This is a genomic window from Vreelandella sp. ssv, from assembly GCF_059448525.1.
On the sequence record NZ_CM182545.1, the window covers coordinates 3,556,237 to 3,579,288 of the forward strand.

Below are 23,052 nucleotides of genomic sequence, written 5' to 3' on the forward strand. Positions count from 1 at the left end.
GCATTTCACATGAAGCTAATTTAGCTTTTTATCTATTTAACTTTGGTTTTGCTGTCCCAGTGCTGCAAACTGCTGGGTTAAGTAGGCGCTGGTTTGATTCATTTGTGCCACCATACCGTCCATTGCTTGGAACTGGGTTCGATAACGCTCTACGGTTTGTTCAATACGGCTTTCAGTGGTAGTGAAACGGTCTTCTAACGAATCAACGCGCCTTTCAGATGCACTGATAGCGTTTTCAAGACGACCGTCTGACCCGACAAGGCTCTCAAGTGACGCGGTAATTTGACCTGCCATGCCGCCCTCTTCGCTATTCCCTGCGAAAAAACTCGCGATTTTATCTGGCTGATTTGTAACAATACTATCTAATTTATCTTCATCAATAACTAGCTTGCCATCCACTTGGAGAGAGATACCTATATCAGATAAAACATTAAAGCCATCCCCACCGACAACACTGCTGATTGTTTGACGCAGTTCCCTTTCAACAGCGCGAGTCGTCGCATCGGCGTTCAACCCACCCGCTTGCCCCGTCTCTGGATCGTAGGCTGTTAAACTAGTAATGGTATCTTTGAGGGTGTTGAAGTCGTCAACAAATGCAGAGACTTTCTCTCGCATCGCCTCGTTATCCTGCTCAACACTCACTGTGCTCGTCGCACCAGCCTCAGTTAAATTTAGGGTAACACCTTGAATAGCACCTTCCACTTGATTAGTGGGGCTAACAATATCGATTCCATTGACGTTAAATTCAGCATCCTGGCCCGTTTGAACTACCTGCACGTCGGAGGTTTGTGCATCACCCGCTAGAATGTTTGAAAAATTGGTGCTTTCGATACTCGCGTCTGCACCCGTATCGGTAGCATTTACAGCAAGACGATATCCTTCACCGTCATCAATAATCGAGGCATTAAGACGACCATCACTCTGCTCATTGATGGCGTCACGCATATCTTTAAGAGAGCTGCCATCAGGGATAGTAATAGTCGTCAGGTTTCCATCAGCGATAGTAAAATCCAAAGACTGTTCGCCCGACACTATACTTTCCACTGCTGTTTCCAGGCGCTCAGTCACCAAACTACCTGCTGTCGCTAAACGGTCAACCTGCACTTCGTACTGACCAGGCTGCGCCTCATTGCTGCTAACAGCGCTAACAGCACTGCCCTCAACGTTGGTTGTCAGGCTCTCAAATGAAGACACTTCGTTGAGTGCTTCAGCAGAACTCTGAAATTGGGAAAGCGCGCTCTTCAACTGTCCGTAGGCTGATATTTGCGCATTTTCAGACTGGACCTGTTGTGCAATCGGCTCAAGTTTACCGCGTTCGGCGTCTTGTAACTGATCCAATAGCCCGTTGAGATCTAGGCCAGAACCAATACCAAGTGATGAGATGGAAGCCATAAAACCAATGCCTTTTTTAAATACGTGTTGCTACGCCTGATGCTTTCTATTACTGCTTATTAATGGAGCGATGCTTAGCACTACTTCTAATACAACTACCTTAATATAACAACTAAGTGAACTATAACTTGAATATTTAACTATTTTTTTCGTATTAAGACGTAATTCAGAGTAACGATCCGTAATTCACGTATAAAGCGTTAATAAGATATTGTCAGTAACGCTATATTCTAATTACTCTTTCTCCCCACCCCAATGTAACGTAGACCTGCCTCTTCAACGGCACTGGGTGTGTATAAATTACGCCCATCGATGACGACTTTTTCAACCAACTGGCCAGCTAGCCAGGTGAAGTCGACGCTACGGAACTCTTTCCACTCGGTGCAAATCACCAGGGCATCGGCGCCTTTCACGGCTTGAATTCGGTCGCCTGCCAGCATTAGGTCATCGCGCTCGCCATAGATGCGCCGGCACTCCGCCATGGCTTCTGGGTCAAACGCTTGCACCTTAGCATCCGCCTGCCAGAGTGCTTCCATCAATGTGCGGCTAGGTGCTTCGCGCATATCATCGGTGTTAGGTTTAAACGCCAAGCCCCACACGGCAATGGTTTTACCGCTTAGATTGCCTAAGTTGTCTTGCAGTTTTGTGAACAGGGTCTGCTTTTGGCGTAAGTTAACCGCTTCAACAGCGCTAAGCAGTTCCGGCGTATAGCCTAACTGACGCGCGGCCCGCTCCAACGCTTGTACATCTTTGGGGAAGCAGGAGCCACCGTAGCCGCAGCCTGGGTAGATAAAGTGGTAGCCAATACGCGGGTCGCTGCCAATGCCACGACGCACATCTTCAACGTCCACTTCCAGCCGTTCAGCAAGATTGGCAATCTCGTTCATAAAGCTGATTTTGGTGGCGAGCATGGCATTGGCGGCGTATTTGGTCAGCTCGGCAGCCCGCACGCTCATAAACATCAGTTTTTCGTGGTTGCGATTGTAGGGGGCATAGCACTCTTGCATATGCGCTTTTACCCGTTCGCTTTCCGTGCCGGCAATAATACGCGCGCCACGGGTAAAGTCTTCAATCGCCGCTCCCTCTTTCATAAACTCAGGGTTTGAGCAAACGTCGAACGCGTGTGCTACACCGCGCTGTTCGAGAACCTCGCTAATAGCGGCCTGGACTTTTTCGGCAGTGCCCACCGGCACGGTGGATTTATCAATGACCAGCTTGTAGCTGTCCATGTGCTGACCAATGGTGCGCGCCACCTCTAGCACATAGCGCAGGTCGGCACTGCCATCTTCATCAGGCGGCGTTCCTACGGCGATGAATAATAGCTCGCCATTGTCGACCGCCTGGGCAGCATCGGTGGTAAAGCGTAAACGCCCTGCTGCTACGTTATGGGTAACAATGGTGCTTAGCCCTGGCTCAAAAATCGGCACGTCGCCTGAATTAAGCTGTTCGATACGCTCAGCATTAACATCCATACAGGTGACTTGATGCCCCACATCGGCTAAACAAGCGCCCGCAACAAGGCCGACATAACCGGTTCCGAATACACTGATCTGCATGACTTATTGACTCGCTAAAATACGTGACAGCGAGCGTAGCACATTGGCTTACCGTTGATGAGTTCGAAAGTGGGAGGTTTTTGCCTAATTATAGACCTTGGTCTAATACCCTCCTTGGTTTATAATGCGCTGCACAAGCCCGATTTGGTGCTAACCGCAGGAGAACATAAAATGCCTCCCGAACTGACAAAAGAACGTCCTTTAAAAGCGCCTCATGGGCCTACGACTACTGCAAATGTTCAACGTAGCCTTCGCCAATGCTTATCGATTGCCGCTGAACTGCTCTACGTTAACGGACATGTGTTAGAAACCATTACCCTTCCCCAGCGCGGCTTAGCCCGCCGTGAACTTTTGGCGCTCAGCGCGGCAGCACCTGCCTGGGCTACCTGTCAGCAAGTGATGGAAACCAGTGAAGCCGCCTCTTTTAATGAGTATGGCCGCTTTGTTTTGACCAGCCTTGGCCGTGAGTTGATGTTCGATATGTTTGGTCAAGGGGCCGCTGACTGCGCTTAACATCTAGTGCTGCCACGCATTGCTGATCAGAAGAGCTCATAAAAGCAGCCCATAAAAAAACCGCCATAAGCGAGAGCTTCGGGCGGTTTTTTGCTTAGGTTCATTATTTTAGGCTATTTTTCTAAAACATAGCTCAAAAAACCTAATTTATGTCGCTTAGCGCAGGCCGAGCATCGACAGAATGAATAGCACAACCACGATGAGACCAATAATGTAGATAATATTACGCATAGGGCGCTCCTTGCTTATTGCGTTTTAGGGAAATCAAAGGCTTGCTTACTCAATACCCAACACACCCATCCTAGCAGGCTTTTTATCCTTTTGCGTAATGTCGTTGCATTTCCCTGATAGAAAGTGACTAGGCTTGTGTTGTGGAACTTGTTTGGCTTCTAAACCCCGGACCCTTGCCACTTATACCGAAGGTGTTGCGATGCGCGCTACTGCTTTGCTTATTTCGTTTGCTGTTATGTCGTTGCTTCCTATCGCCTTTTCAGCCGCTAATGAGCCTTCTACAAATGCACTCCAGACGCTAGACCAGCAAACCCGCCAGCTTGAACGCGTACACAGCGTGGTAGTGGCCTACGATGGCGAGATTATTCACGAGCTTCACCAGGGTGGGCCGGGGGTGGCGTCACCTGCCAATATTAAGTCGCTGTCGAAAACCGTGCTGGCGGCGATTACTGGTGCGGCGATTGAGGCAGGCGTCATCGAATCGACTGATCAGCCAATGGTAGCGCTCTTTGGCGAGCACCTACCTAGCGGTATGGATCCGCGAGTTAGGGATATTACCGTTGCCCACCTACTCGCCCTGCAGGCGGGGTTGGAGCGTACTTCAGGCAGCAACTACGGTGCATGGGTGGCCAGTAAAAATTGGGTCAATGATGCGCTGACGCGACCCTTTGTCGATGAACCCGGCGGGCGAATGCTCTACTCCACCGGCACCAGCCACCTGCTTTCCGCCGCACTCACCCACGCCAGCGGCGAGACTACTCATGCCCTTGCCCAGCGTTTATTAGGTGATCCGCTCAATATCACCATTCGCCCCTGGCTACGCGACCCCCAAGGCATCTATTTTGGCGGCAATGATATGCAGCTTTCGCCGCGGGCGTTAATTGAGATAGGCGAACTGTATCGCAATGATGGTGTGGTTAATGACGAGCGTGTTCTACCTGAAGGTTGGGTGGCAGAGTCGTGGCAGCCCCGTGGCACATCACCGTGGACCGGCGATGGATACGGCTACGGCTGGTTTATCACAGAGCTAGAAGGGGAAGCGGTTTATTACGGGCGTGGTTATGGCGGCCAGGCGCTGTATGTTATTCCCGAGCGTGAGCTGACGGTGGTGATTACCTCAGATCCCAACCCGCCCTCGCCGGGCGGGCAGTTCCAGCAACAGTTAAACCGACTCGTGGAAGGACTGCTATTACCCGGTGAGCAGTAGCTTAGCCAATCATTGCAGGCTTGCTTACTCGCCTTTGTGGCCTAAGCTCATCAAATAAAGCGCGGCCGCCAGGGCCAATACTGAAAGGGCTAAGTAGATGGCCTCCAGCGGTGTGGCGAAGCGGATATCCACCACGGCGCGAAAAAACTCAATAATCACCGCTAGAATCACCACCCGGGCTATTTTGTCTTTAAGCTGATCCAGCGATGCAACGTTAAACGGGTGGCGCAGATTACTGGCTTCAGCTTGGTCAATACGGGAGACGAATAGCCTGTAGACGCCTAAGCCAAAGATCAGCAGTACGATGGCGATAAGATAAATATCCACCGCGATGATGATATCGGGCACCAAACTGTCGTGAATATTCTGCTCACTGCCAAATAGGTAATAACGAAAAACATCGGCGACCACCTTTAAAATATCCATAGTGCCGACAATAAACAGCATTAACGACCCCAGCAGGCTGGGTATGACCGCCAACATCACCAAGAAGCGTGAATTCCACAGCGCTGCTTCGATGCGCCGTTCCCAGGCCCCCTGCTTTTCCGGCAATTTAGGGGGCGTGGGTGGTGAAGTGTCCGACATGAAAAATACCTTTGTTAGAACAAACTCATCGCGATAAAAGCCGTAGTGGCAGCAAACAGTGCAAATCCTAGTAACAGCGCAATACCATCACGGGCAACCAAGCCTAACCCCAGTAGCGTCAGCGCCAGCCCCGCACCGTTAGCCGAAAAGGGAATGAACTCCATAGGCGGCATGGCAAGGGCGATAAGCAGGCAGACAACCGCCGTCACGCGGATCCCTATATAACCTGTCAGCCACGGTAAGCGCACGCGCAGCAGCCCATCAATCCAGCGAGCGGGCTTTTTCATGTAATGAAGGCCCTTATCAAACTTTTGCCGCGAAAGTGAGCGCTTCAACAGCCAGCCAGGTAACCAGAATGCGTCTCGACCAGCGAGTAGTTGGACTGAAACGAGGAGCACCAGGGCGGCCATCAGCGTTGGCATGCCGGGTATATCGCCAATAATAGGCGTCAGTGTAATTAAACCAGCCACCAGGAGTAGCGGCCCAAATGATCGCCGCCCCACGGCGTGCACCACATCGTCAACGCTGACCCGCGAAGCGTCCTGCTTCATGTTCTCAATTGAGTCAATTAGATCCATTAAATTCGAGTCTTCGTTGCGGTTATGCATCGTGGTTATTGCGCTCCTCTACGTGCAGTTTGGTGCGGATAAAATCGCTATGGCTCACATACAGCAGATCCGCCAAGCGGCGAATGCGGTGTTCTTCCAAAGGGTCAACGCTGCCGTCGGCCCAGGCCAGTTGCCACATTTGTGCGACCAGCTCACAGCGCTGGCCGTAGTTATAGTGCTCTTTAATCAGGCTCACGAACTGGTAGTGATCGACGGCCTCATCCACTTCCGCCTGGGCCAGTGTCATTAGCTCTTCTACATCGCTATCGCTTAGTCGGTAGCGTTCGGTAAGCATAAGGCGAAGCGCGGCAAGCTCTTCATCGGTAGTGTCGTAATCAGCGCGGACGATTTCACACAACAGTGCAGCGGTGGCCAGTTCCAGCGTAAGCGTTTGATTTTCACGCTGCTCGGGTTGCGCCAAGGTGCGCTGGAAGAAATCACTAATGGCATTCAGCATAGAGGGCTCCTCAGTAGCTCCAGTATCGTCATTACCTTAATCCTTCTTGGTAAGCTGTTCTCTCAGTTGCTTGGGCACTTGCTTAATAATCAGGCGATCCTGAGCGGCGTCGTACTCGATGCTTGAGCCCAACAGGTGAGAATCAAAGCTAATCGAGACGCCGCCCGCTCGGCCGGTAAAGCGGCGGAACTGGCTCAAGGTGCGTTTATCGGGAGGAATTTCCGGCGAGAGCCCGTAATCGGCGTTGCGAATATGCTCGTAAAACGCTTTGGGCTGCTGCTCATTGACCAGACCGGAAAGCTCTTCCAGTGTCATCGGCTCGCCACGGCGCAGCTGTTCGTTGGCGTAGTCCACCAGCGTGTCGGTTTTTTCACGACTCACCTCGTCGTCGTAATCCTCTTTCTCAACGTAGTCGCTAAACGCTTTCAGCAGTGTGCGGGTTTCGGCCGGGGCATCGACGCCTTCTTCCATCCCCAGCAGTGTGACCAGCCCCTCGGCGAGCTTTTTGCCGCCGCGGTCTTTTAGAAACGAAACATACTGGGCATTCGGTGCATCGCTCTGCCACTGGGTAAGGTTGATGCGCGCCGCCAGAGTGAGCTGGCTGGTGTTGAGCTGGGCAGCGGGCACCGCGTGATGCTCAGCGTTAATGCCAATTCCTTCGCGCTGGTGAACCAATGCCATCAGCAGCGTTTCGGTATCACCCTGACGCTGGTGGCTGAGCACTAAGTAACCACTCACTGACAGCTGCTCTTGAAGCTGTTTGGCCAGCCGTTCGGCCAGTGCTACTGAAAGCTCAGCAAAACTCTGTTCACCGGCTAAATAGTCGCGCAGCCACATGGCCAACGGACCGGCCTGCTCGCCCTCTTCGGCAAAGCGCCCCCAGCCTTTAGGCTTGGTGTTGTAGGTGTCATTGAGCGCCCCCACCAAGCTTGTCATTACCGGGTCATCGCTGGGAGCCGCCTGTTCTGTTTGGGGCGCTGCGGTTAGGGTTAGGCGCTCACCGTCAAGCGTTGGGTCGAGGCGGTGCACAATACTTTGCAGTAGTGGCATAAAGGTTTACTAGCTTCCAGGGTTTAAAAAGGATCAGGGTTTAAGGCGATAGCCGGTACGGAAAATCCAGCCAATGGCGACCAGGCAAGCCACCAGAAATAGCGCAATCATGCCCACACTCGCGGCAAGGCTAACGTCGCTGATACCGTAAAAGCTCCAGCGAAAGCCACTCACCAAGTACACAACAGGGTTAGCCAGCGTAATGGTTTGCCAGAACGGCGGCAGCATATCAATCGAGTAGAAGCTGCCTCCCAAAAAGGTCAGTGGCGTAATGACCAGCAGTGGCACCAGCTGTAGGCGGTCGAAGCCATCGGCCCAAATCCCGATGATAAAGCCAAGCAGGCTAAAAGTGACCGCCGTCAGCACCAGGAAGGTCAGCATCCAGAACGGATGGGCGATTTCCAGCGGTACAAACAAGCCCGAGGTCGCCAAAATAATCAGCCCCAGCAGAATCGATTTCGAGGCCGCCGCCCCCACGTAGCCGATCACAATCTCTAAATGCGAGATAGGCGCCGACAGCAGCTCGTAAATACTGCCGGAAAATTTCGGAAAGAAGATGCCGAAAGAGGCGTTTGAGACGCTCTGGGTGAGCAGCATTAGCATAATCAGCCCCGGCACAATAAAGGCGCCGTAGCTAACCCCGTTGACCTCACTGATTCGCGAACCAATGGCGGCACCAAATACCACAAAGTAAAGCGAGGTAGAGATAACCGGTGACACGATACTCTGCAGCAGCGTGCGACGCGTGCGGGCCATTTCCGCCATATATATGGCGCGAACGGGGTGAAGGTTCATGCACGCTCCTTAGGGTTAACCAAGTCGACGAAAATATCTTCAAGAGAGCTCTGCCGGGTATTTAAGTCTTTAAAGGTGACACCCTCTCGCTCAAGCGCGGTCAACAGCGCCGGAATTGCGTGACCATCCTCTTCCTGACTGCCGTCATAGGTATAAATCAGCTCATACCCCTCGGCCGCCAGACTCAGTTCAAAGTGCTGAAGGCTGGCAGGCATGTCCGTTAACGGTGTGTGCAGGTTAAGCGTTAGCTGCTTGCTGCCTAGCTTGCTCATCAGCGCGGCTTTCCCTTCCACCAGCACTAACTCACCCCGATTAATGACACCGATACGATCCGCCATCTCTTCGGCTTCTTCGATGTAGTGAGTGGTGAGAATAATGGTCACGCCGTTATCACGCAGTTGGCGTACCACTTCCCACATTTCCCGGCGCAGCTCAACATCGACCCCGGCGGTAGGTTCATCCAGAAACAGGATGCGCGGCTCGTGGGAGAGCGCTTTGGCGATCAGCACACGGCGCTTCATACCGCCCGAGAGCGTCATCAAGCGATTATTGCGCTTATCCCATAGCGCCAGCGATTTGAGCACTTTTTCGATATGCGCAGGATTGGGCGCTTTGCCAAACAGGCCGCGGCTGAAACTAACGGTGTTCCAAACGGTTTCAAACGCTTCGTTGGTCAGCTCTTGGGGCACTAGGCCTATGCGCTCGCGGGCTTGGCGGTAGTGGGTAATATTATCGAACCCGTCTACCAACACATGACCAGCGGTGGGATTAACCAATCCGCAAACCACACTAATCAGCGTGGTTTTGCCTGCCCCATTGGGGCCAAGCAGGGCAAATATCTCGCCGCGCTGGATGGTTAAATCGATATGGGTTAACGCCTGAAAGCCACCCTCGTAGGTTTTGTTCAGGCCGTTAATGGTAATAATCGGGTCGTTCAAGGCGTACTCCTCACGCCGCGGTCAAATGACCGCGGCGCTTGACGGCCTTTTAGGCGCAATTAAGAGCGTTTGATTAGGAGAAGTTAAGTGCGTTCGGTAACTTCCAGCAGGTGGTAGCCAAACTGTGTTTTCACCGGGCCGTGTACTTGGCCTACTTCATCGTTAAAGACGACTTTATCGAACTCGGGCACCATTTGACCGGGGCCAAAACTGCCGAGATCGCCACCTTGACGACTAGAAGGGCAACTGGAGTGCTCTTTAGCGACTTCAGCAAAGTCGCGGCCATTTTGAATCTCTTCTTTGAGTGCTAGGCACTGCTCTTCACTGCTGACCAAAATGTGGCGGGCGCTGGCGCGTGTCATAGGTTACTCCTAACTAATGATGTTCTAAGGGGTCATTCGGGGCGGTAGTTTACCACGCCTTACCCAGGGCTCCGCTATAACGCAATGCTTCGCCCACACGGGCCAAGGTGCGTTCGTGAGCGCTTACCGCCTCTGACCCGCGAGTACAGGTGACAATCACCCAGGGCCCTTGTGTTGCCATATCCGCGTTAGTGCGCTCGGCTATACCGGCATCGCAGCTACGCCGCTGCTGAGTGCCGGTTTTGTGGGCGAAGCTTATGCCGCTCCCCATACCCGCCTGAAGACGCTGTTTGCCGGAACGGGTTCGCATCATCAGCGCCAACAGCGTTTGCCGCTGCTCGTCATTTAAATCTTCCATGGCACCTGCTTGTCGAGCAGGGTGCAGGCTGGCAAGCAGGTCGCCAAAGGCGCTTAGGGTGCCCACGTTTTCACCGGTGGCTTCGTAAGCATCAAACGCATGGTCGTAATCAGGCTGGGCGAAAGTATCAGTACTAACGCCTAACACGCGCGCTAACGCCTGCCCGCGCTGGCTCACCGAATGCTGTCGCAGGGCGATAAAATCCATTCCGCCAAGTTCTCGTGCGTCAGGGTGAAGTTCACCGTAAACGCCCTGGCGTACGCCGACCAGTTTAGAGATAGGGCCGAGCTCATCGGGGTTACCGCCGCTTGCGGCGATCATGGTACGGGCGCGCGCGTTGACGTCCGACAGCCCCACACGGTCAATCAGCATATCAGTGGCGGTGTTATCGCTGACGGTAATCATCTGCTCCATCAAGTAGCGAATGGAGATGGGTGTACCCGGATCATGCCAGTTGGTAGGTCCGGCGCCGTCGACAAAATCGCTTTGAGCCAGGGTCAAGCGCTCATCCAACGTCAAGTTACCTGCCTGACGCTCAGCAAGTACCTGCGCCGCCACCGGTATTTTAATCAGCGAGGCTAAATACCAAGGGTCATGGGCATGCCATGAAAACGCTTCGCCACTGGCGAGGTTTTGTACATAAACGCCCAGTTGACCCTCAAAGACACCTTCAATGGCCTTCAAGCGAGCGGTTAAATCGCCCTGCCAAGCGCTCTTTTTATCGACTTCATAGTACCAATTTGTATCGTACTCATCTGCATGAGCAGGGAGCGCTATAAGCAGCGCGACGGCCACCAGCCCACGTTGTATCCAGTGTCGCAATTCGTCACTCCAACAGTTATTGATCGTTTTTAACGATGGTTCGCCATCCAGCGGGTCACCCAAATCCACGCTGCGGCGCCAAGTATCAACAGGCCACCTACGCCCAGTGCCTGTGGATAGGTGTACATCCCCTCGCCTTCCCACAAAAAGCGCAGCACTAAAAAGATCATCACAATATGGAAAATAAACGCTTTAAGGGCATCTGAACCGACCATCGTTAGCGGCAAAAGTGCCTTGGCGGCTTTGGCGCCCCCGGCTAACGCGAGGGCTAACAGTACCAGCGCACCGCCTAAGCTAAACAGCATGAACTCAAGCCCTGGCGGGTGTTTGCCGACATTATTGGCCACCGCTAGCATCGCCGCAGATACATCGCCGCTGGCAAATGCCAATGCATAAAACCCCGCCACCATCAGCGCACCCAGGCTTAACAGAGTGAGCACTAAGCGGCGCCGTTTGGCGGAGTCGAAGTAGCAGCGCAGCAGCGCTTCGCCGATAAGCAGCCCGACGAGAATCATCGGCGCACGGCTAATTTGCCCCCAGGTGTAGTGGTCTTCATGATCGACCAGCAGCGCCTTCAGAATATCGTTGCCGCCAAACGTAAGGCTTTGCAGCCAAATAGTCAGCGCGATTAATGCGCCAATGGTGGCAAGTCGACTCCAGAGCGGCGCCCGCGCCCATAGTGGTAATATCAGCGGCACCCAAAGCAGCGCGATGGCGTAGAAGCCTAAGATTTCGACCCAAATCGCAAAACGGCCATAGAGAAGCGCATCGACGATTTCGTTGGGCGGGTAAAAGGGCAGCATTTCAATGACCAGCAGCGCCTTATACCAAAACCATACTTCTACGGCGCGTAGCCATAGCTTTAACCGACGCTTAGGCCAGTCATCGCTTTGAGTGTGGGAAAGAAACGCCACCGCCAGCGCAATGCCAAAGACCAGAATAAACAGCGAAGAAGAAAATTTGGTCAGAAAATGGATCGGCACCATGCCCCAATCAGGCACATTGCGCATCCCGACCAGCCCGCTGACTGAATGGCTGATAATCATCAAGCCGATGGCTATACCACGCGCTAAATCAATCGCTTCTATTCGGCCTTCAGCTTTGGGCAGTTGGGGCTTGTCTTTCCATTTTAAAAGCGTCCAATTCAGCGGCATTGAGACATCCTTGTGGGGGGACAAGGATCAAATCATTACGCAAAACGAGGCGTTACACCATAGCGAGAAGGCCTTCTCTAAGCCCAGCCAGCGTCCACCGTCAGCTCCTGGCCGGTAATGGCCTGGCTTTCGGTGCTGGCTAAAAACAGCACGGCGGGGGCGATATGTTGGGGCTCAAGGCGTATTTTTAGACACTGACGATCTTGAATAGTGGCTTCGTCCTCAGGGCTAATCCACTTTTCGAGCTGCCGTTCAGTCATCACTGCACCAGGCACCAGCGTATTGACGCGAATATTGTGTCCTCCTAAATCTCGGGCCAGGCTGCGCGTTAGCCCATGAACGGCCGCCTTGGCGGTAACGTAAAGGGGCAAGCCGCCTAACGCCATCTGCACACTGACCGACCCAAAATTAATGATCGAGCCGCCGCCTGCCTGGATCATCTGTTCAGCCGCCGCCTGAGCGGCAAAGAACATGGGACGCAGATTGAGTGACATACGCTCATCCCAATAGGCAGTATCCACATCTCGCCATGCGTGGCGGTCATCGCTGGCGGCATTGTTCACCAGAGTATGGATAGGCCCAACGTTTTGACCGGTCTCAGTTATCACTTTCTGTAGGCTTGCCACATCGCGGATATCACAGTGGTGGTAACGCGGCGCTTTGCCAGTCTCGGCGCTAAGTTCCGCGACCAGAGCCGCGCTGGCGGCGTCATTGATATCGACAAACACCACCTGCGCGCCCTGCTGATGAAACGCCCGGGTCAGCGAGGCGCCAATACCGCTGCCGCCGCCGGTAATAAATACCACGCGCTGTTCAAGGCTCGGATACCGCGCTGAGGGTTCGTTCATAGCGACTCTCACTTTTTATATATTCACCCACTGACCACCGGCGGCGGACGAGGCCAGTGCGCGGGTAATAAACGTTAAGCCATCGACACCGTCGGCCACGCCTGGCGTTTGCAACGCCAGCGACTCAGCACGCTCCCCCCGCTGATGAGCATGAATTTGCACGGCGAAATCGCGGTAGAGCTGGGCAAAGGCTTCGAGATAGCCTTCCGGGTGCCCGGGTGGGATGCGCGAAGCCGCCATGGCGGCTTCGCCCAGTCCAGGGCCGTTACGGGTCAAGATCCGCGGTGGCTCTCCAAGTGGAGAATGCACTAGCTGATTGGGCGTTTCCTGGCGCCAGGCTAGGCCGCCCTTGCTGCCATAAACACGTAGCTGGAGACCATTTTCGTTACCCGGCGCCACCTGGCTCGACCACAGCATGCCCCGCGCACCGCCCTTGAAGCGCAGCAGCATATGTACGTTGTCATCCAACGCTCGCCCTTCGACAAAGGTGTGCATATCGGCGGCGAGAGATTCCAGCTGCAGCCCAGTGACATAACGCGCCAGGTGATACGCGTGAGTGCCGATATCGCCCAAACAACCTGCCGGACCGCTGCGTTTGGGATCGGTACGCCACTCGGCTTGCTTGACGCCGCTCTCTTCCAGGCGGGTGGATAGCCAATCCTGCGGATACTCCACCTGGACGACGCGAAGATCACCCAGCTCACCGTTGGCCACCATCTCGCGCGCCTGGCGAACCAGCGAGTAGCCGGAGTAGTTATGGGTTAAGCCAAAGAATAGACCCGTCCGTTCCACCAGCTCGGCGAGGGTTTGCGCCTCTTCCAGAGTGATTGTCATTGGCTTGTCGCAGATGACGTGAAAGCCCGCGTCAAGAAAGGTGCGCGCCACATCGAAGTGCACATGATTGGGGGTCACAATGGCGACCACGTCGATGCCATCCGAGCGTTTGCGCTCCGCTTCGGCCATGGTCTGGTAGTCGGGGTAGGCGCGTTCGGCGTCAACATGCAGTTCCGCGGCGGCGGCCCGGCTGCGCTCGGGGTCAGAGGCGAAAGCCCCGGCAACCAGTTCGTAGTGGTCATCCAATCTTGCGGCGATGCGGTGCACCCCGCCGATAAACGCTCCTTGGCCACCGCCGACCATGCCCAGGCGCAGCCGACGCGGCGTGTCGTGTTGATTGCTCATGTCGTATTGCCCTCCCCTTTGATTACATTAATGAAGGCCTAAAATGCGCCGATTGGCTGCGTCGTCTGACCCGCCGCTGGCAAAGTCGTCAAACGCCCGCTCGGTGACCTCAATAATGTGGTCGCGAATAAAAGTTGCGCCTTCACGAGCGCCGACTTCTGGGTGCTTCAGGCAGCACTCCCACTCCAGCACCGCCCAGCCGTGGTAGTCGTTGGCCGCCATCCAGGAGAAGATCGATTTGAAGTCGATTTGACCATCGCCCAGGGAGCGGAAGCGACCCGCGCGCTCCGTCCACGACTGATAGCCGGAGTAAACGCCCTGCTTGGGGCTGGGGTTAAACTCGGCGTCCTTAACGTGAAACATCTGAATGTGGTCGCGATACACGTCCAGAAAGCCGCGGTAGTCGAGCTGCTGCAGGATCAGGTGGCTAGGGTCGTAAAGGATATGGCAGCGCGGGTGGTTGCCGACCCGTTCGAGGAACATCTCAAAGGTGATGCCGTCGTGCAGGTCTTCGCCGGGATGAATCTCGTAGCAGAGGTTCACGCCCGCCTCGTCAAAGGTGTCCAGAATCGGCCGCCAGCGTTTAGCCAGCTCGTCAAAAGCGGTTTCGACCAAGCCCGCCGGACGCTGGGGCCAGGGGTAGATGAACGGCCACGCCAGCGAACCGGAAAAGGTGCCATGGTCGGTAAGGCCGAGATTTTGCGATGCTTTGGCGGCCAGCTTGAGCTGCTCGACGGCCCACTCCTGGCGCGCCTTGGGATTACCACGCACTTCGGGTACCGCGAAGCCGTCGAACATCTCATCATAAGCGGGATGCACGGCGACTAACTGGCCCTGAAGATGAGTGGAGAGTTCGGTGAGCGCCAGACCGTGTTCGGCCAGGGTGCCTTTGATCTCGTCGCAGTAGGTGCGACTCTCGGCAGCACGTTTGAGATCGAACAGGCGCGCATCCCAACTGGGAATCTGCACGCCCTGATAACCCAGACCCGCCGCCCAGGCGGCAATGCTGTCGAGGTTATTAAAGGGGGCTTCGTCACCGGCGAACTGGGCGAGAAAGAGCGCTGGCCCTTTGATGGTTTTCATAGGACTCTCTCAGTGAAATCTAAATGACGTGAGTAGAGGAGCGCGGGCGACGTCACCCGCGCCTTTTGGTCAGATCAGAACGGCGAGTTAGGGAAGTAGTACTGCTCGGCGTTCTCCTCGGTGATCAGCGGTGAGCCCAGAATGTACTCGCCCAATACCGGGCCATTGGAGACAAAGTGCTGCACGGTCAGATCCATGGCGGTGGCAATCATGGCAGGCGGATAGAGCACGTCCACCGGCACCAGTTCATCGCCGTCCATCACCCGCTTGATGATGTCCTTCATGCCCGCACCACCGACGATAAACAGCTCGTCTTCACGATCCGCCTGGCGCACTGCTTCGATGACCCCTAGCGCGATATCGTCATCCTGGGCCCAGACGGCGTCGATATTGTCGAAGCGGGACAGGTAGTCCTGCATGACTTCAAAGCCATCATCGCGGTTCCAGTTGGCGTGCTGCATATCGAGGATATTGACCTCGGAGCCCTCGATCGCCTCTTGGAAGCCTTGAACCCGCTCATCGTCGATCACCGTGGGAATACCGCGCAGCACCACAATGTCGCCCTGATCATCAAGGCGCTCGCGGATGTACTCGCCGGAAACACGGCCTAACTCATGGTTGTTACCCGCCACATAGAGATCCTGGATCCCCTCTTCCGTCAGCCCTCGATCCACCACGGTGACGAACACCCCGGACGCTTTAACCCGGCGCACCGGATCGGTCAGCGGCCCAGATTCAAATGGCAGCACCACCAGCGCGTCGATGTTGCGCAGCGATACCAAGTCTTCGAGATCATTGGCCTGCTCTCCCGCCGTGCCCGCGGTAGAGATGGTGATCTCGATATCGGGATAGAGCGCCTCAAGACGCTTTTTGGCCTCTTCGGCGTGGTAGTTAACGCCCCCCGTCCAACCATGGGTGGCGGCGGGAATGGAGACACCGATGGTGATTTCCTGTGCAACGGCGGCACCGGAGAGCGCTATTGCTGAAGTGAGAGCGGCAGTAGTGACGCAGGTCTTCACTGCTGTTTTGAGGGTTCGCATAGTGATGCTCCTTTCGTGTTTGTAATTGTTTTGCTGTTTTTACTTGCTGCGTTGCGAGCTGCTAAGGGTTGATGTTGCGAACGTTTTTCTGGTTTTTACATTCGTTTCAGTGCTTTAAGGCGCTGTTTTTCTCCACGATGCACGCTGCAGATAGACCGCCACAATGATGATGATCCCCTGCACCGTCCCGTTGAGATAATTGGAAATGGCATCGGTCAAGTTGAGAATATTGCCAATCATGGTAAGCATGATGGCGCCCACTACCGTGCCCCAGATGCGCCCATGCCCACCCTTCAACATGGTGCCGCCGATGATCACTGCGGCAATCGCCTCTAACTCCCAGAGAACACCGGTAGCACCCGATGCAGAGCCCAGCCGGGGCACATAGATAATCGTCGCCAAGGCCACGCACACGCCCTGTAGCATGTAGGTCATGGTTTTGATGCGGTCGACGTGGATTGCGCTGTATTCGGCGACTTTTTCATTGGAGCCGATGGCAAAGCAGTAGCGCCCGAAGCGTGTAAAGTTGAGCAGGATGTAGCCAATAATCGCGACCGCCAGAAACACCCAGACCGGGATAGTGATGCCCAGAAAGCTGCCGTAATACACCGGGCGGTAGATATCGCGCACTGCCCAGTCCAGGGTGAGGGTGCCGCCATCGGCGAGGTACGTCACCAGTGAGCGGTAAATCCCCATTGTGCCCAAAGTAACGATAAACGCCTCAATTTTGCCTTTGGTGGTCACCATGCCGTTGATAAAGCCAGCGCACAGCCCCAGCAGCAGCGAGGCGCCCACGCCGAACAGCACGGTGGTCAGCCCCGCGCCAAACTGCTCGACGAGGCTGTTCATCAAAATAATCATCACCCCGGCAATAAAGGCCGCCATCGCCCCGACCGAAAGATCCAACCCGCCGGCGGTAATCACGAAGGTGGCGCCGATGGCAATAATGCCGATAAAGGCACTGCGGGTGAGCATGTTAGAAAGGTTATCCAGGCCCAAAAAAGCCGGATTAATCAGCACGCCCAGTACCGCAAGAACCACCAGTGCAACAAAGGGCCCCCAGGTTTTCAGGTCTATGGCGAAGCCTTTCTGCTTGATCATTTTGTTAGCGGCCTTGTCAGTCGTTTTGTTATTAGCCATGACGCTGCTCATCGACATCTACTCCCTTAATACCGGATGCGTACTGCATGATTTCGTGTTCGTTAATGTGGTCGCCTTCCAGCACCCCGGTGAGCACCCCGGCGCACATGACCGCTACTCGGTGAGAAAGGCCGATCAGCTCGCCCATTTCTGATGAGATCAATATCACCGAGCAGCCCGCCTCGGTTAATTCATGGATAAAGTGATAGATCTGGTGCTTGGTACCTACATCGATGCCCCGGGTCGGTTCGTTGATAATCACGATTTCAGGGTCAATGGACATCACCTTGGCGAGTAGCAGCTTTTGCTGATTACCGCCGGAGAGTTCGGCAGCGGTGCGCACTGCCGTTCGCAGGCGGATATCAAAACGCTGGATAGCTTGCTGAAAGGCCTGCTCTTCGCGGCGGCGGTCGATTAATGGATGGCAGTGAGCGCGCAAATTGAGCAGCGTAACGTTGGAGCGCAGATCCATATTGAGCACCAAGCCTTTGCCCTTGCGATCCTCGGTGAGATAAGCAATTCGCTGGTGCACCGCATCGCGCAGGTGGCGCAACACCACCGGCTGGCCATTGCGTAGCACCTGACCGGCGTTTTTACCGCGCAGCCCCAGCACGGCTTCAATCAGCGCGGTTCGGCCAGCGCCCACGATGCCGCCAAACCCCAACACTTCCCCCCGGCGCAGAGTAAAACTGGCCTGTTTAACGGCACCGGGCACCACCATACCCCGCGCTTCCAGTACCACCGGCGCATCGGAGGGTAGATGCGTACGCGGTGGGTACATTTCAGTGATCTCGCGCCCCACCATCAGCCGTGCCAACTCCTCTTTGCTGCGCCCGGCCATGGGGCCGCTATCCACCAAATGGCCGTCACGCAGCACCGTCACGCGGTCGGCGATCTGCTCGATTTCACGCAGTTTGTGGGAGATATACAGAATCGCCACACCCCTCTTCCGCAGGCGGTCAATGAGTGCGAACAGCACTTTTACTTCATTTTCCGTCAAGGTCGCGGTGGGTTCGTCCATAATCAGCACGCGCACGTCGCGGGTGATCGCCTTGGCGATTTCCACCATCTGCTGATCGGAAGTGCTTAAGTCTTTCACTCGGGCGCGTGGATCGACATGGGTTTCAAGCTCCTCCAGCGCCGCCCGGCTTTGTTCCCGCATGGCCCGCCGATCCAGAAACAGCCCCCGGCGCAGCTCGCGGCCCAAGAAGATGTTCTCCTCTACGCTGAGCTGTTCCGCCAACGCCAGCTCCTGGTGAATCATCACCACGCCGTCGGCCTCCGCTTCACCGCTGGATCGATAGTGCCTTTGGCTGCCGTCCACTCTCACCTCGCCCGAGGTGGGGCGAAGGTATCCGGCCAGAATTTTTACCAGGGTCGATTTACCGGCACCGTTCTCACCCAGCAGGGCGTGCACTTCGCCCGCCTGCAGGTCGAGATCAATGTCGAATAACACTTGGTTTTCGCCAAACGAGCGGCAGAGTTTTCGCGCTGATAACAGCATGGGGCCACCTGATGATGTCTGTTGTTATTGTGTTGGAGGCTTATCCACATCGATTGCTTTAGGTTGATGCTTGATTTACTTTAGGTGCTAAAATAAATACTTGCATATGCAACTTAGGTCGCACGACCCTATGGCTCTTTCATCGACTGATACTAGCCGCATCGGCAACACTCTGGCGGTGATCCGCACCCTGCGAGATCAAGGGCCGGTGGCACGCACCGATCTGGGCAAACTCAATGGCATTAGCTCTGCTACCGTCACCTCGATTAGCGCCGAGCTGCTCCAGCAAGGGCTGATCAGTGAGCGCCCGCCCGAAACACCCCGTTCAAACGGGCGTGGTCGACCGAAAACCTTGATTGCACTCGAGCCTAATGCCGCCTGCGTGGTGTGCATCAAGCTATCGATCAATGAGATCCAACTAGTGGTCGGGGATTTTGCGGGCCAGGTTCGCCACAGCGAGCTCCACACGGTGCCCACCTTGACGTTGAGCGCCGACGACCTGACAGCACTGCTGGAAGACAAGATCAGCGCTGTTTGCACTAAAAATCTGAAAGGTTTTCAACGCCTGGCGGGGATCTGTTTGGCGGTGCAGGGGGTAGTCTCGTCGCAAAGCGGTACGATTATCTGGTCCCCCGCGTTAAGCTTCCGAAACGCACCGATCTCGGCGCGATTAGCGGAGCGTTTTCACTGCACCGTGCTGCTGGAGAATGATGCCAACTGTATCGCCAGCGTTTTGGCGGCACAGTCCGCCTACGCAGACTGCCCCAATTTAGTGGTCATTATGCTGGGCTACGGCATTGGCATGTCGGTGTTGATTAACGGCGTGCCTTATCTTGGCGCCAATGGGTCGGCGGCCGAGTTTGGGCATAGCAAATACCAGCCAGATGGCGCACTTTGTGCCTGCGGTCGACGGGGCTGCATTGAAGCCTACGCCAGCGACTACGCGCTCTATCGCGCCGCCGCCGATCATTTAGAACTCCCTTCTGGCGACAGCGCCCACCCTTCAGAGCAGCAGATGCAGGCGCTCACCCAACTGGCATTACAAGGCGAACCGACTGCACAGCGCATCTATGTCGAAGCCGGTCGGGCGTTGGGTTTCGGCATTGCCAATGTGCTGGCGCTGTTCAACCCCGATCTAGTCCTGATAACCGGTTCCGGCGTGCGCGGTTTTGACGCCATGCAGGCCTCCATGCACAGCGCCATTAATGATGCCCTGGTGGCCGAACTAATGGGCACCACCCGCATCGAAAGCTGCGCCTGGGATCGCGATATGACCTGCATGGGCGGTATAGCCATGGCGCTGCAGGCCACCGATGGCGAAACGCTGTTAGATAGCGAGACCTCCCGTGAAGCTTAGCCAGATTGGGCGGGTTGCGATCCGTTAGCGCCGGGGAAGCGATTAATGCGAGTGACGCGGCACATCAGACCCGCGGCAGCCGACCAGGAAGTCGAAGTCGCAACCTTCGTCGGCCTGGAGCACATGCTCGATATACAGCTGACGGTAGCCGCCCTGACTGGCGATCAGCGTCGAGGCGGCGGTGGGGTCGCTTTCGGCCAAGCGCGAGGCCAGCTCTTCATCGCTGATCTCCAGGTGCAGTCGGCCGCTGGCGCAATCGAGCTCGATCCAGTCGCCGTTGCGTACCGCGGCCAGCGGGCCACCGGCGGCGGCTTCGGGGGCGACGTGCAGCACCACGGTGCCGTAGGCGGTGCCGCTCATGCGCGCATCGGAAATACGCACCATGTCGGTAATGCCCTGGGCGAGGATCTTGGGCGGTAGTCCCATGTTGCCTACCTCGGCCATGCCGTGATAACCGCGGGGGCCGCAGTGCTTCATGACCAGGATGTCGTTGGCTTCCACGTCCAAATCCGGGTCGTTGATGCGTGCTTTATAGTCGTCGAAGTCTTCAAAGACCACTGCGCGACCGCGATGCTGCATCAGCTCGGCGGTCGCCGCCGAGGGCTTGAGCACCGCACCGTTGGGCGCCAGGTTGCCGCGCACCACGCAGATACCACCGTCCGCGGTGAGGGGGTTGTCCAGCGGGCGAATCACGTCGTCGTTATACAGCGGGGCGTCCTGAACGTTCTCCCAAAGTGTTTTGCCGTTGACGGTGAGCGCGTCCTTGAAGGGCAGCCGGTCGGCTTCGCCCAGGCGCCGCAGCACCGCCGGCAGACCGCCCGCATAGTAAAACTCTTCCATCAAAAAGCGCCCGGAGGGCTGCAGGTCGACCACCGTGGGGGTGCCGCGACCCACCCGGCTCCAGTCGTCCAGGGTCAGGTCGACGCCGATGCGCCCGGCAATCGCCTTGAGGTGAATCACCGCGTTGGTGGAGCCGCCAATCGCGGCGTTGGTGCGGATGGCGTTGTCGAAGGCTTCCTTGGTGAGGATTTTGGACAGCCGCAGGTCTTCGTTGACCATCTCGACAATCCGGTTACCCGATAAATGGGCCAGCACGTAGCGGCGGGAGTCCACCGCGGGAATCGCTGCGTTGTGGGGCAGCGAGGTACCCAGCGATTCGGCCATGCAGGCCATGGTGGAGGCGGTGCCCATGGTGTTGCAGGTGCCCGCGGAGCGGGACATGCCCGCCTCGGCGGCCATAAAGTCGTGCAGCGATATTTCCCCGGCCTTGACCTGTTCGGAGAGCTTCCAGACCACGGTGCCGGAGCCGATATCTTTGCCCTTGTGCTTGCCGTTGAGCATCGGCCCGCCGGTCACCACGATAGTGGGAATATCGCAGCTTGCCGCGCCCATCAGCAGCGCCGGGGTGGTTTTGTCGCAGCCGACCAGCAGCACCACCGCGTCGATGGGATTGCCGCGAATCGCCTCTTCCACGTCCATGCTGGCCAGGTTACGGGTGAACATCGCCGTGGGGCGCAGGTTGGATTCGCCGTTGGAAAACACCGGGAACTCCACCGGGTAACCGCCCGCCTCCAACACGCCTTTCTTCACGTGCTCCGCTAACTTACGAAAGTGCGCATTGCAGGGCGTCAGCTCCGACCAAGTATTACAGATACCGATAATCGGCTTGCCCTGAAACTCGTGGTCAGGGATGCCCTGGTTTTTCATCCAACTGCGGTACATAAAGCCGTTTTTATCGGCGGTGCCGAACCACTCGGCCGAGCGTAATGGGCGCTGACGATCAGACATAACAAAGTCTCCGTACTAACCTGGAAAAAGTAACTAACGAATAAAGGTGAACGGCTTAAGCGTCAGGCCCGCTGACGGCGAGTGTGCTTCCAGCGGTCAAACATCACGGCCAGCAGTAGAATTCCACCGCGTACTAGGTACTGGTAAAACGTCGGCACGTTGAGCAGGCCCATGGCATTCTGCACACAACCCATGATCAGCACCCCGACCACCACGCCGGTGATGGTCGCGACACCGCCCGACAGCGCGACCCCGCCCAGTACACAGGCGGAGATTACTGCCAACTCCAGCCCCATGGAGGTATTGGGGTCCCCCAGACCCATGCGCGAGGCCAGCAGCACCCCTACGATGCCAGCCACCACCCCCTGAAGACCGAAGACAATAATCTTGAGGCGGCGGACGTTGACCCCCGCCAGCGCAGCGGCCTCGGAGTTACCGCCAGTTGCCAGCACATTGCGCCCGAACGCGGTCATATTGAGTATTACGCCAAAGATCACAAAGCAGGCCAGCATCGTCCATACCGGCAGGGTTAGACCGAGAAAGGAGGCGCTACCCAGATCAAAGAAGCCCGGCACGGTAATCATCACGGCGTCACCACCAGAGGTGATGTAAGCCAACCCGCGCACAAACTCCATTGCCGCCAGCGTTGCGATCAGCGAGTTAATGCCGAACTTGGCAATGACCAGGCCGTTAAAGGCACCTACCGCGCCCCCCGCGACAATGCCCCCTATCACGCCAATAAACACGCTACCGGTGCTGGTGGTCACCGTTGCTGCGACCACCCCCGCAAAGGCCACCGTGGAGGCCACCGAAAGATCCACCTCACCCAGTGCCAATACCAACATCATGGTGGCGGCTAAACTGCCGATCAAGGTCACCGACAGCAGCAACCCGACCATATTGCGGCCGGTTAGGAAGTCGGGGATGAGCACCGCTAGTGCGATAAACAACAACAAAAAAATCGCAATCATGCCCGAGGTATCGAGCAGTGTACGTAGCGGCTTGATAAGCCCTTGGCGCCCCGCCGGGCGAGCGGGCGCTTTATGGCCATCGCTTTGGGTTACATCGTTCGTTGTCATGATTGT

The 23,052-nt window shown here is 55.9% G+C and carries 22 protein-coding genes; 3 read left to right on the forward strand and 19 right to left on the reverse strand.

Going from position 1 to position 23,052, the window contains the following annotated elements:
• Window positions 1-36 precede the first annotated feature (36 nt).
• A complete protein-coding gene (fliD, locus tag AC5TBW_RS16200) occupies window positions 37-1,392 on the reverse strand; it encodes a flagellar filament capping protein FliD (protein WP_495509543.1) in 1,356 nt (451 codons plus the stop codon).
• 230 nt (window positions 1,393-1,622) lie between these two features.
• Window positions 1,623-2,948: a UDP-glucose dehydrogenase family protein gene (locus tag AC5TBW_RS16205; protein ID WP_495509544.1), complete on the reverse strand. Its 1,326-nt coding sequence runs from the start codon at window positions 2,946-2,948 to the stop codon at window positions 1,623-1,625.
• Window positions 2,949-3,119: 171 nt separating this feature from the next.
• Between AC5TBW_RS16205 and AC5TBW_RS16210 the strand changes: the two genes are divergently transcribed.
• Entirely contained in the window at window positions 3,120-3,461 is a 342-nt protein-coding gene (locus AC5TBW_RS16210) for a hypothetical protein (RefSeq protein ID WP_495509545.1), read from the forward strand.
• Window positions 3,462-3,891: 430 nt separating this feature from the next.
• Window positions 3,892-4,899 (forward strand): serine hydrolase domain-containing protein, encoded by a 1,008-nt coding sequence (locus AC5TBW_RS16215; protein ID WP_495509546.1) that lies wholly within the window; start codon window positions 3,892-3,894, stop codon window positions 4,897-4,899.
• 24 nt (window positions 4,900-4,923) lie between these two features.
• On the opposite strand, the gene AC5TBW_RS16220 is transcribed toward AC5TBW_RS16215, so the two are convergent.
• The 15 genes from AC5TBW_RS16220 to AC5TBW_RS16290 form a co-directional block, all read right to left on the reverse strand.
• Window positions 4,924-5,484, reverse strand: coding sequence for a YqhA family protein (locus AC5TBW_RS16220; RefSeq protein WP_495509547.1), 561 nt, complete (start codon window positions 5,482-5,484; stop codon window positions 4,924-4,926).
• Window positions 5,485-5,498: 14 nt separating this feature from the next.
• Window positions 5,499-6,092 (reverse strand): exopolysaccharide biosynthesis protein, encoded by a 594-nt coding sequence (locus AC5TBW_RS16225; protein ID WP_495509548.1) that lies wholly within the window; start codon window positions 6,090-6,092, stop codon window positions 5,499-5,501.
• Window positions 6,085-6,549 (reverse strand): tellurite resistance TerB family protein, encoded by a 465-nt coding sequence (locus AC5TBW_RS16230; RefSeq protein ID WP_495509549.1) that lies wholly within the window; start codon window positions 6,547-6,549, stop codon window positions 6,085-6,087. The genes AC5TBW_RS16225 and AC5TBW_RS16230 overlap by 8 nt, the downstream gene beginning before the upstream one ends.
• Before the next feature lie 36 nt (window positions 6,550-6,585).
• Window positions 6,586-7,599, reverse strand: a complete 1,014-nt coding sequence (locus AC5TBW_RS16235; protein ID WP_495509550.1) for a nucleoid-associated protein — start codon at window positions 7,597-7,599, stop codon at window positions 6,586-6,588.
• A gap of 33 nt (window positions 7,600-7,632) precedes the next feature.
• On the reverse strand, window positions 7,633-8,394 hold the full coding sequence (locus tag AC5TBW_RS16240) for an ABC transporter permease (RefSeq protein WP_495509551.1): 762 nt from the start codon (window positions 8,392-8,394) through the stop codon (window positions 7,633-7,635).
• Window positions 8,391-9,332 carry an ABC transporter ATP-binding protein gene (locus AC5TBW_RS16245; RefSeq protein ID WP_495509552.1) on the reverse strand — a complete coding sequence of 314 codons (942 nt, stop codon included), beginning with the start codon at window positions 9,330-9,332 and terminating at the stop codon, window positions 8,391-8,393. Before AC5TBW_RS16245 ends, AC5TBW_RS16240 begins: the two co-directional genes overlap by 4 nt.
• A gap of 83 nt (window positions 9,333-9,415) precedes the next feature.
• On the reverse strand, window positions 9,416-9,694 hold the full coding sequence (locus AC5TBW_RS16250; protein WP_280104685.1) for a peptidylprolyl isomerase: 279 nt from the start codon (window positions 9,692-9,694) through the stop codon (window positions 9,416-9,418).
• Window positions 9,695-9,743: 49 nt separating this feature from the next.
• Window positions 9,744-10,850, reverse strand: a complete 1,107-nt coding sequence (locus AC5TBW_RS16255) for a serine hydrolase (RefSeq protein WP_495511979.1) — start codon at window positions 10,848-10,850, stop codon at window positions 9,744-9,746.
• 53 nt (window positions 10,851-10,903) lie between these two features.
• Window positions 10,904-12,028: a heparan-alpha-glucosaminide N-acetyltransferase domain-containing protein gene (locus AC5TBW_RS16260; RefSeq protein ID WP_495509553.1), complete on the reverse strand. Its 1,125-nt coding sequence runs from the start codon at window positions 12,026-12,028 to the stop codon at window positions 10,904-10,906.
• A gap of 77 nt (window positions 12,029-12,105) precedes the next feature.
• Window positions 12,106-12,876 (reverse strand): SDR family NAD(P)-dependent oxidoreductase, encoded by a 771-nt coding sequence (locus AC5TBW_RS16265; RefSeq protein ID WP_495509554.1) that lies wholly within the window; start codon window positions 12,874-12,876, stop codon window positions 12,106-12,108.
• A gap of 15 nt (window positions 12,877-12,891) precedes the next feature.
• Window positions 12,892-14,055: a Gfo/Idh/MocA family protein gene (locus tag AC5TBW_RS16270; RefSeq protein ID WP_495509555.1), complete on the reverse strand. Its 1,164-nt coding sequence runs from the start codon at window positions 14,053-14,055 to the stop codon at window positions 12,892-12,894.
• A gap of 27 nt (window positions 14,056-14,082) precedes the next feature.
• Window positions 14,083-15,138, reverse strand: coding sequence for a sugar phosphate isomerase/epimerase family protein (locus tag AC5TBW_RS16275; protein ID WP_495509556.1), 1,056 nt, complete (start codon window positions 15,136-15,138; stop codon window positions 14,083-14,085).
• 74 nt (window positions 15,139-15,212) lie between these two features.
• Window positions 15,213-16,178: an ABC transporter substrate-binding protein gene (locus AC5TBW_RS16280; protein ID WP_495509557.1), complete on the reverse strand. Its 966-nt coding sequence runs from the start codon at window positions 16,176-16,178 to the stop codon at window positions 15,213-15,215.
• A gap of 114 nt (window positions 16,179-16,292) precedes the next feature.
• Window positions 16,293-17,330: an ABC transporter permease gene (locus AC5TBW_RS16285; protein ID WP_495509558.1), complete on the reverse strand. Its 1,038-nt coding sequence runs from the start codon at window positions 17,328-17,330 to the stop codon at window positions 16,293-16,295.
• Complete coding sequence (locus AC5TBW_RS16290; protein WP_495509559.1) at window positions 17,311-18,822, reverse strand: sugar ABC transporter ATP-binding protein; 1,512 nt, start codon at window positions 18,820-18,822, stop codon at window positions 17,311-17,313. Before AC5TBW_RS16290 ends, AC5TBW_RS16285 begins: the two co-directional genes overlap by 20 nt.
• A gap of 130 nt (window positions 18,823-18,952) precedes the next feature.
• Between AC5TBW_RS16290 and AC5TBW_RS16295 the strand changes: the two genes are divergently transcribed.
• The gene (locus AC5TBW_RS16295) at window positions 18,953-20,179 is read left to right on the forward strand and encodes an ROK family protein (protein WP_495509560.1); all 1,227 of its coding nucleotides are present in this window, start codon (window positions 18,953-18,955) and stop codon (window positions 20,177-20,179) included.
• Window positions 20,180-20,221: 42 nt separating this feature from the next.
• Here the strand turns inward: AC5TBW_RS16295 and AC5TBW_RS16300 are convergent, their stop codons facing one another.
• Complete coding sequence (locus AC5TBW_RS16300; RefSeq protein WP_495509561.1) at window positions 20,222-21,967, reverse strand: IlvD/Edd family dehydratase; 1,746 nt, start codon at window positions 21,965-21,967, stop codon at window positions 20,222-20,224.
• 62 nt (window positions 21,968-22,029) lie between these two features.
• The gene (araH, locus tag AC5TBW_RS16305) at window positions 22,030-23,046 is read right to left on the reverse strand and encodes an L-arabinose ABC transporter permease AraH (protein WP_133733729.1); all 1,017 of its coding nucleotides are present in this window, start codon (window positions 23,044-23,046) and stop codon (window positions 22,030-22,032) included.
• Between the last annotated feature and the right edge of the window lie 6 nt (window positions 23,047-23,052).

Coding starts and splice junctions, on each gene's coding strand:
- AC5TBW_RS16295 (WP_495509560.1), top strand. CDS start 18,953: ATGGCTCTTTCATCGACTGATACTAGCCGCATCGGCAACACTCTGGCG.
- AC5TBW_RS16285 (WP_495509558.1), bottom strand. CDS start 17,330: ATGAGCAGCGTCATGGCTAATAACAAAACGACTGACAAGGCCGCTAAC.
- AC5TBW_RS16250 (WP_280104685.1), bottom strand. CDS start 9,694: ATGACACGCGCCAGCGCCCGCCACATTTTGGTCAGCAGTGAAGAGCAG.
- AC5TBW_RS16280 (WP_495509557.1), bottom strand. CDS start 16,178: ATGCGAACCCTCAAAACAGCAGTGAAGACCTGCGTCACTACTGCCGCT.
- AC5TBW_RS16220 (WP_495509547.1), bottom strand. CDS start 5,484: ATGTCGGACACTTCACCACCCACGCCCCCTAAATTGCCGGAAAAGCAG.
- AC5TBW_RS16260 (WP_495509553.1), bottom strand. CDS start 12,028: ATGCCGCTGAATTGGACGCTTTTAAAATGGAAAGACAAGCCCCAACTG.
- AC5TBW_RS16230 (WP_495509549.1), bottom strand. CDS start 6,549: ATGCTGAATGCCATTAGTGATTTCTTCCAGCGCACCTTGGCGCAACCC.
- AC5TBW_RS16215 (WP_495509546.1), top strand. CDS start 3,892: ATGCGCGCTACTGCTTTGCTTATTTCGTTTGCTGTTATGTCGTTGCTT.
- AC5TBW_RS16270 (WP_495509555.1), bottom strand. CDS start 14,055: ATGAGCAATCAACACGACACGCCGCGTCGGCTGCGCCTGGGCATGGTC.
- AC5TBW_RS16240 (WP_495509551.1), bottom strand. CDS start 8,394: ATGAACCTTCACCCCGTTCGCGCCATATATATGGCGGAAATGGCCCGC.
- AC5TBW_RS16290 (WP_495509559.1), bottom strand. CDS start 18,822: ATGCTGTTATCAGCGCGAAAACTCTGCCGCTCGTTTGGCGAAAACCAA.
- AC5TBW_RS16235 (WP_495509550.1), bottom strand. CDS start 7,599: ATGCCACTACTGCAAAGTATTGTGCACCGCCTCGACCCAACGCTTGAC.
- AC5TBW_RS16300 (WP_495509561.1), bottom strand. CDS start 21,967: ATGTCTGATCGTCAGCGCCCATTACGCTCGGCCGAGTGGTTCGGCACC.
- AC5TBW_RS16210 (WP_495509545.1), top strand. CDS start 3,120: ATGCCTCCCGAACTGACAAAAGAACGTCCTTTAAAAGCGCCTCATGGG.
- araH (WP_133733729.1), bottom strand. CDS start 23,046: ATGACAACGAACGATGTAACCCAAAGCGATGGCCATAAAGCGCCCGCT.
- AC5TBW_RS16275 (WP_495509556.1), bottom strand. CDS start 15,138: ATGAAAACCATCAAAGGGCCAGCGCTCTTTCTCGCCCAGTTCGCCGGT.
- fliD (WP_495509543.1), bottom strand. CDS start 1,392: ATGGCTTCCATCTCATCACTTGGTATTGGTTCTGGCCTAGATCTCAAC.
- AC5TBW_RS16265 (WP_495509554.1), bottom strand. CDS start 12,876: ATGAACGAACCCTCAGCGCGGTATCCGAGCCTTGAACAGCGCGTGGTA.
- AC5TBW_RS16205 (WP_495509544.1), bottom strand. CDS start 2,948: ATGCAGATCAGTGTATTCGGAACCGGTTATGTCGGCCTTGTTGCGGGC.
- AC5TBW_RS16225 (WP_495509548.1), bottom strand. CDS start 6,092: ATGCATAACCGCAACGAAGACTCGAATTTAATGGATCTAATTGACTCA.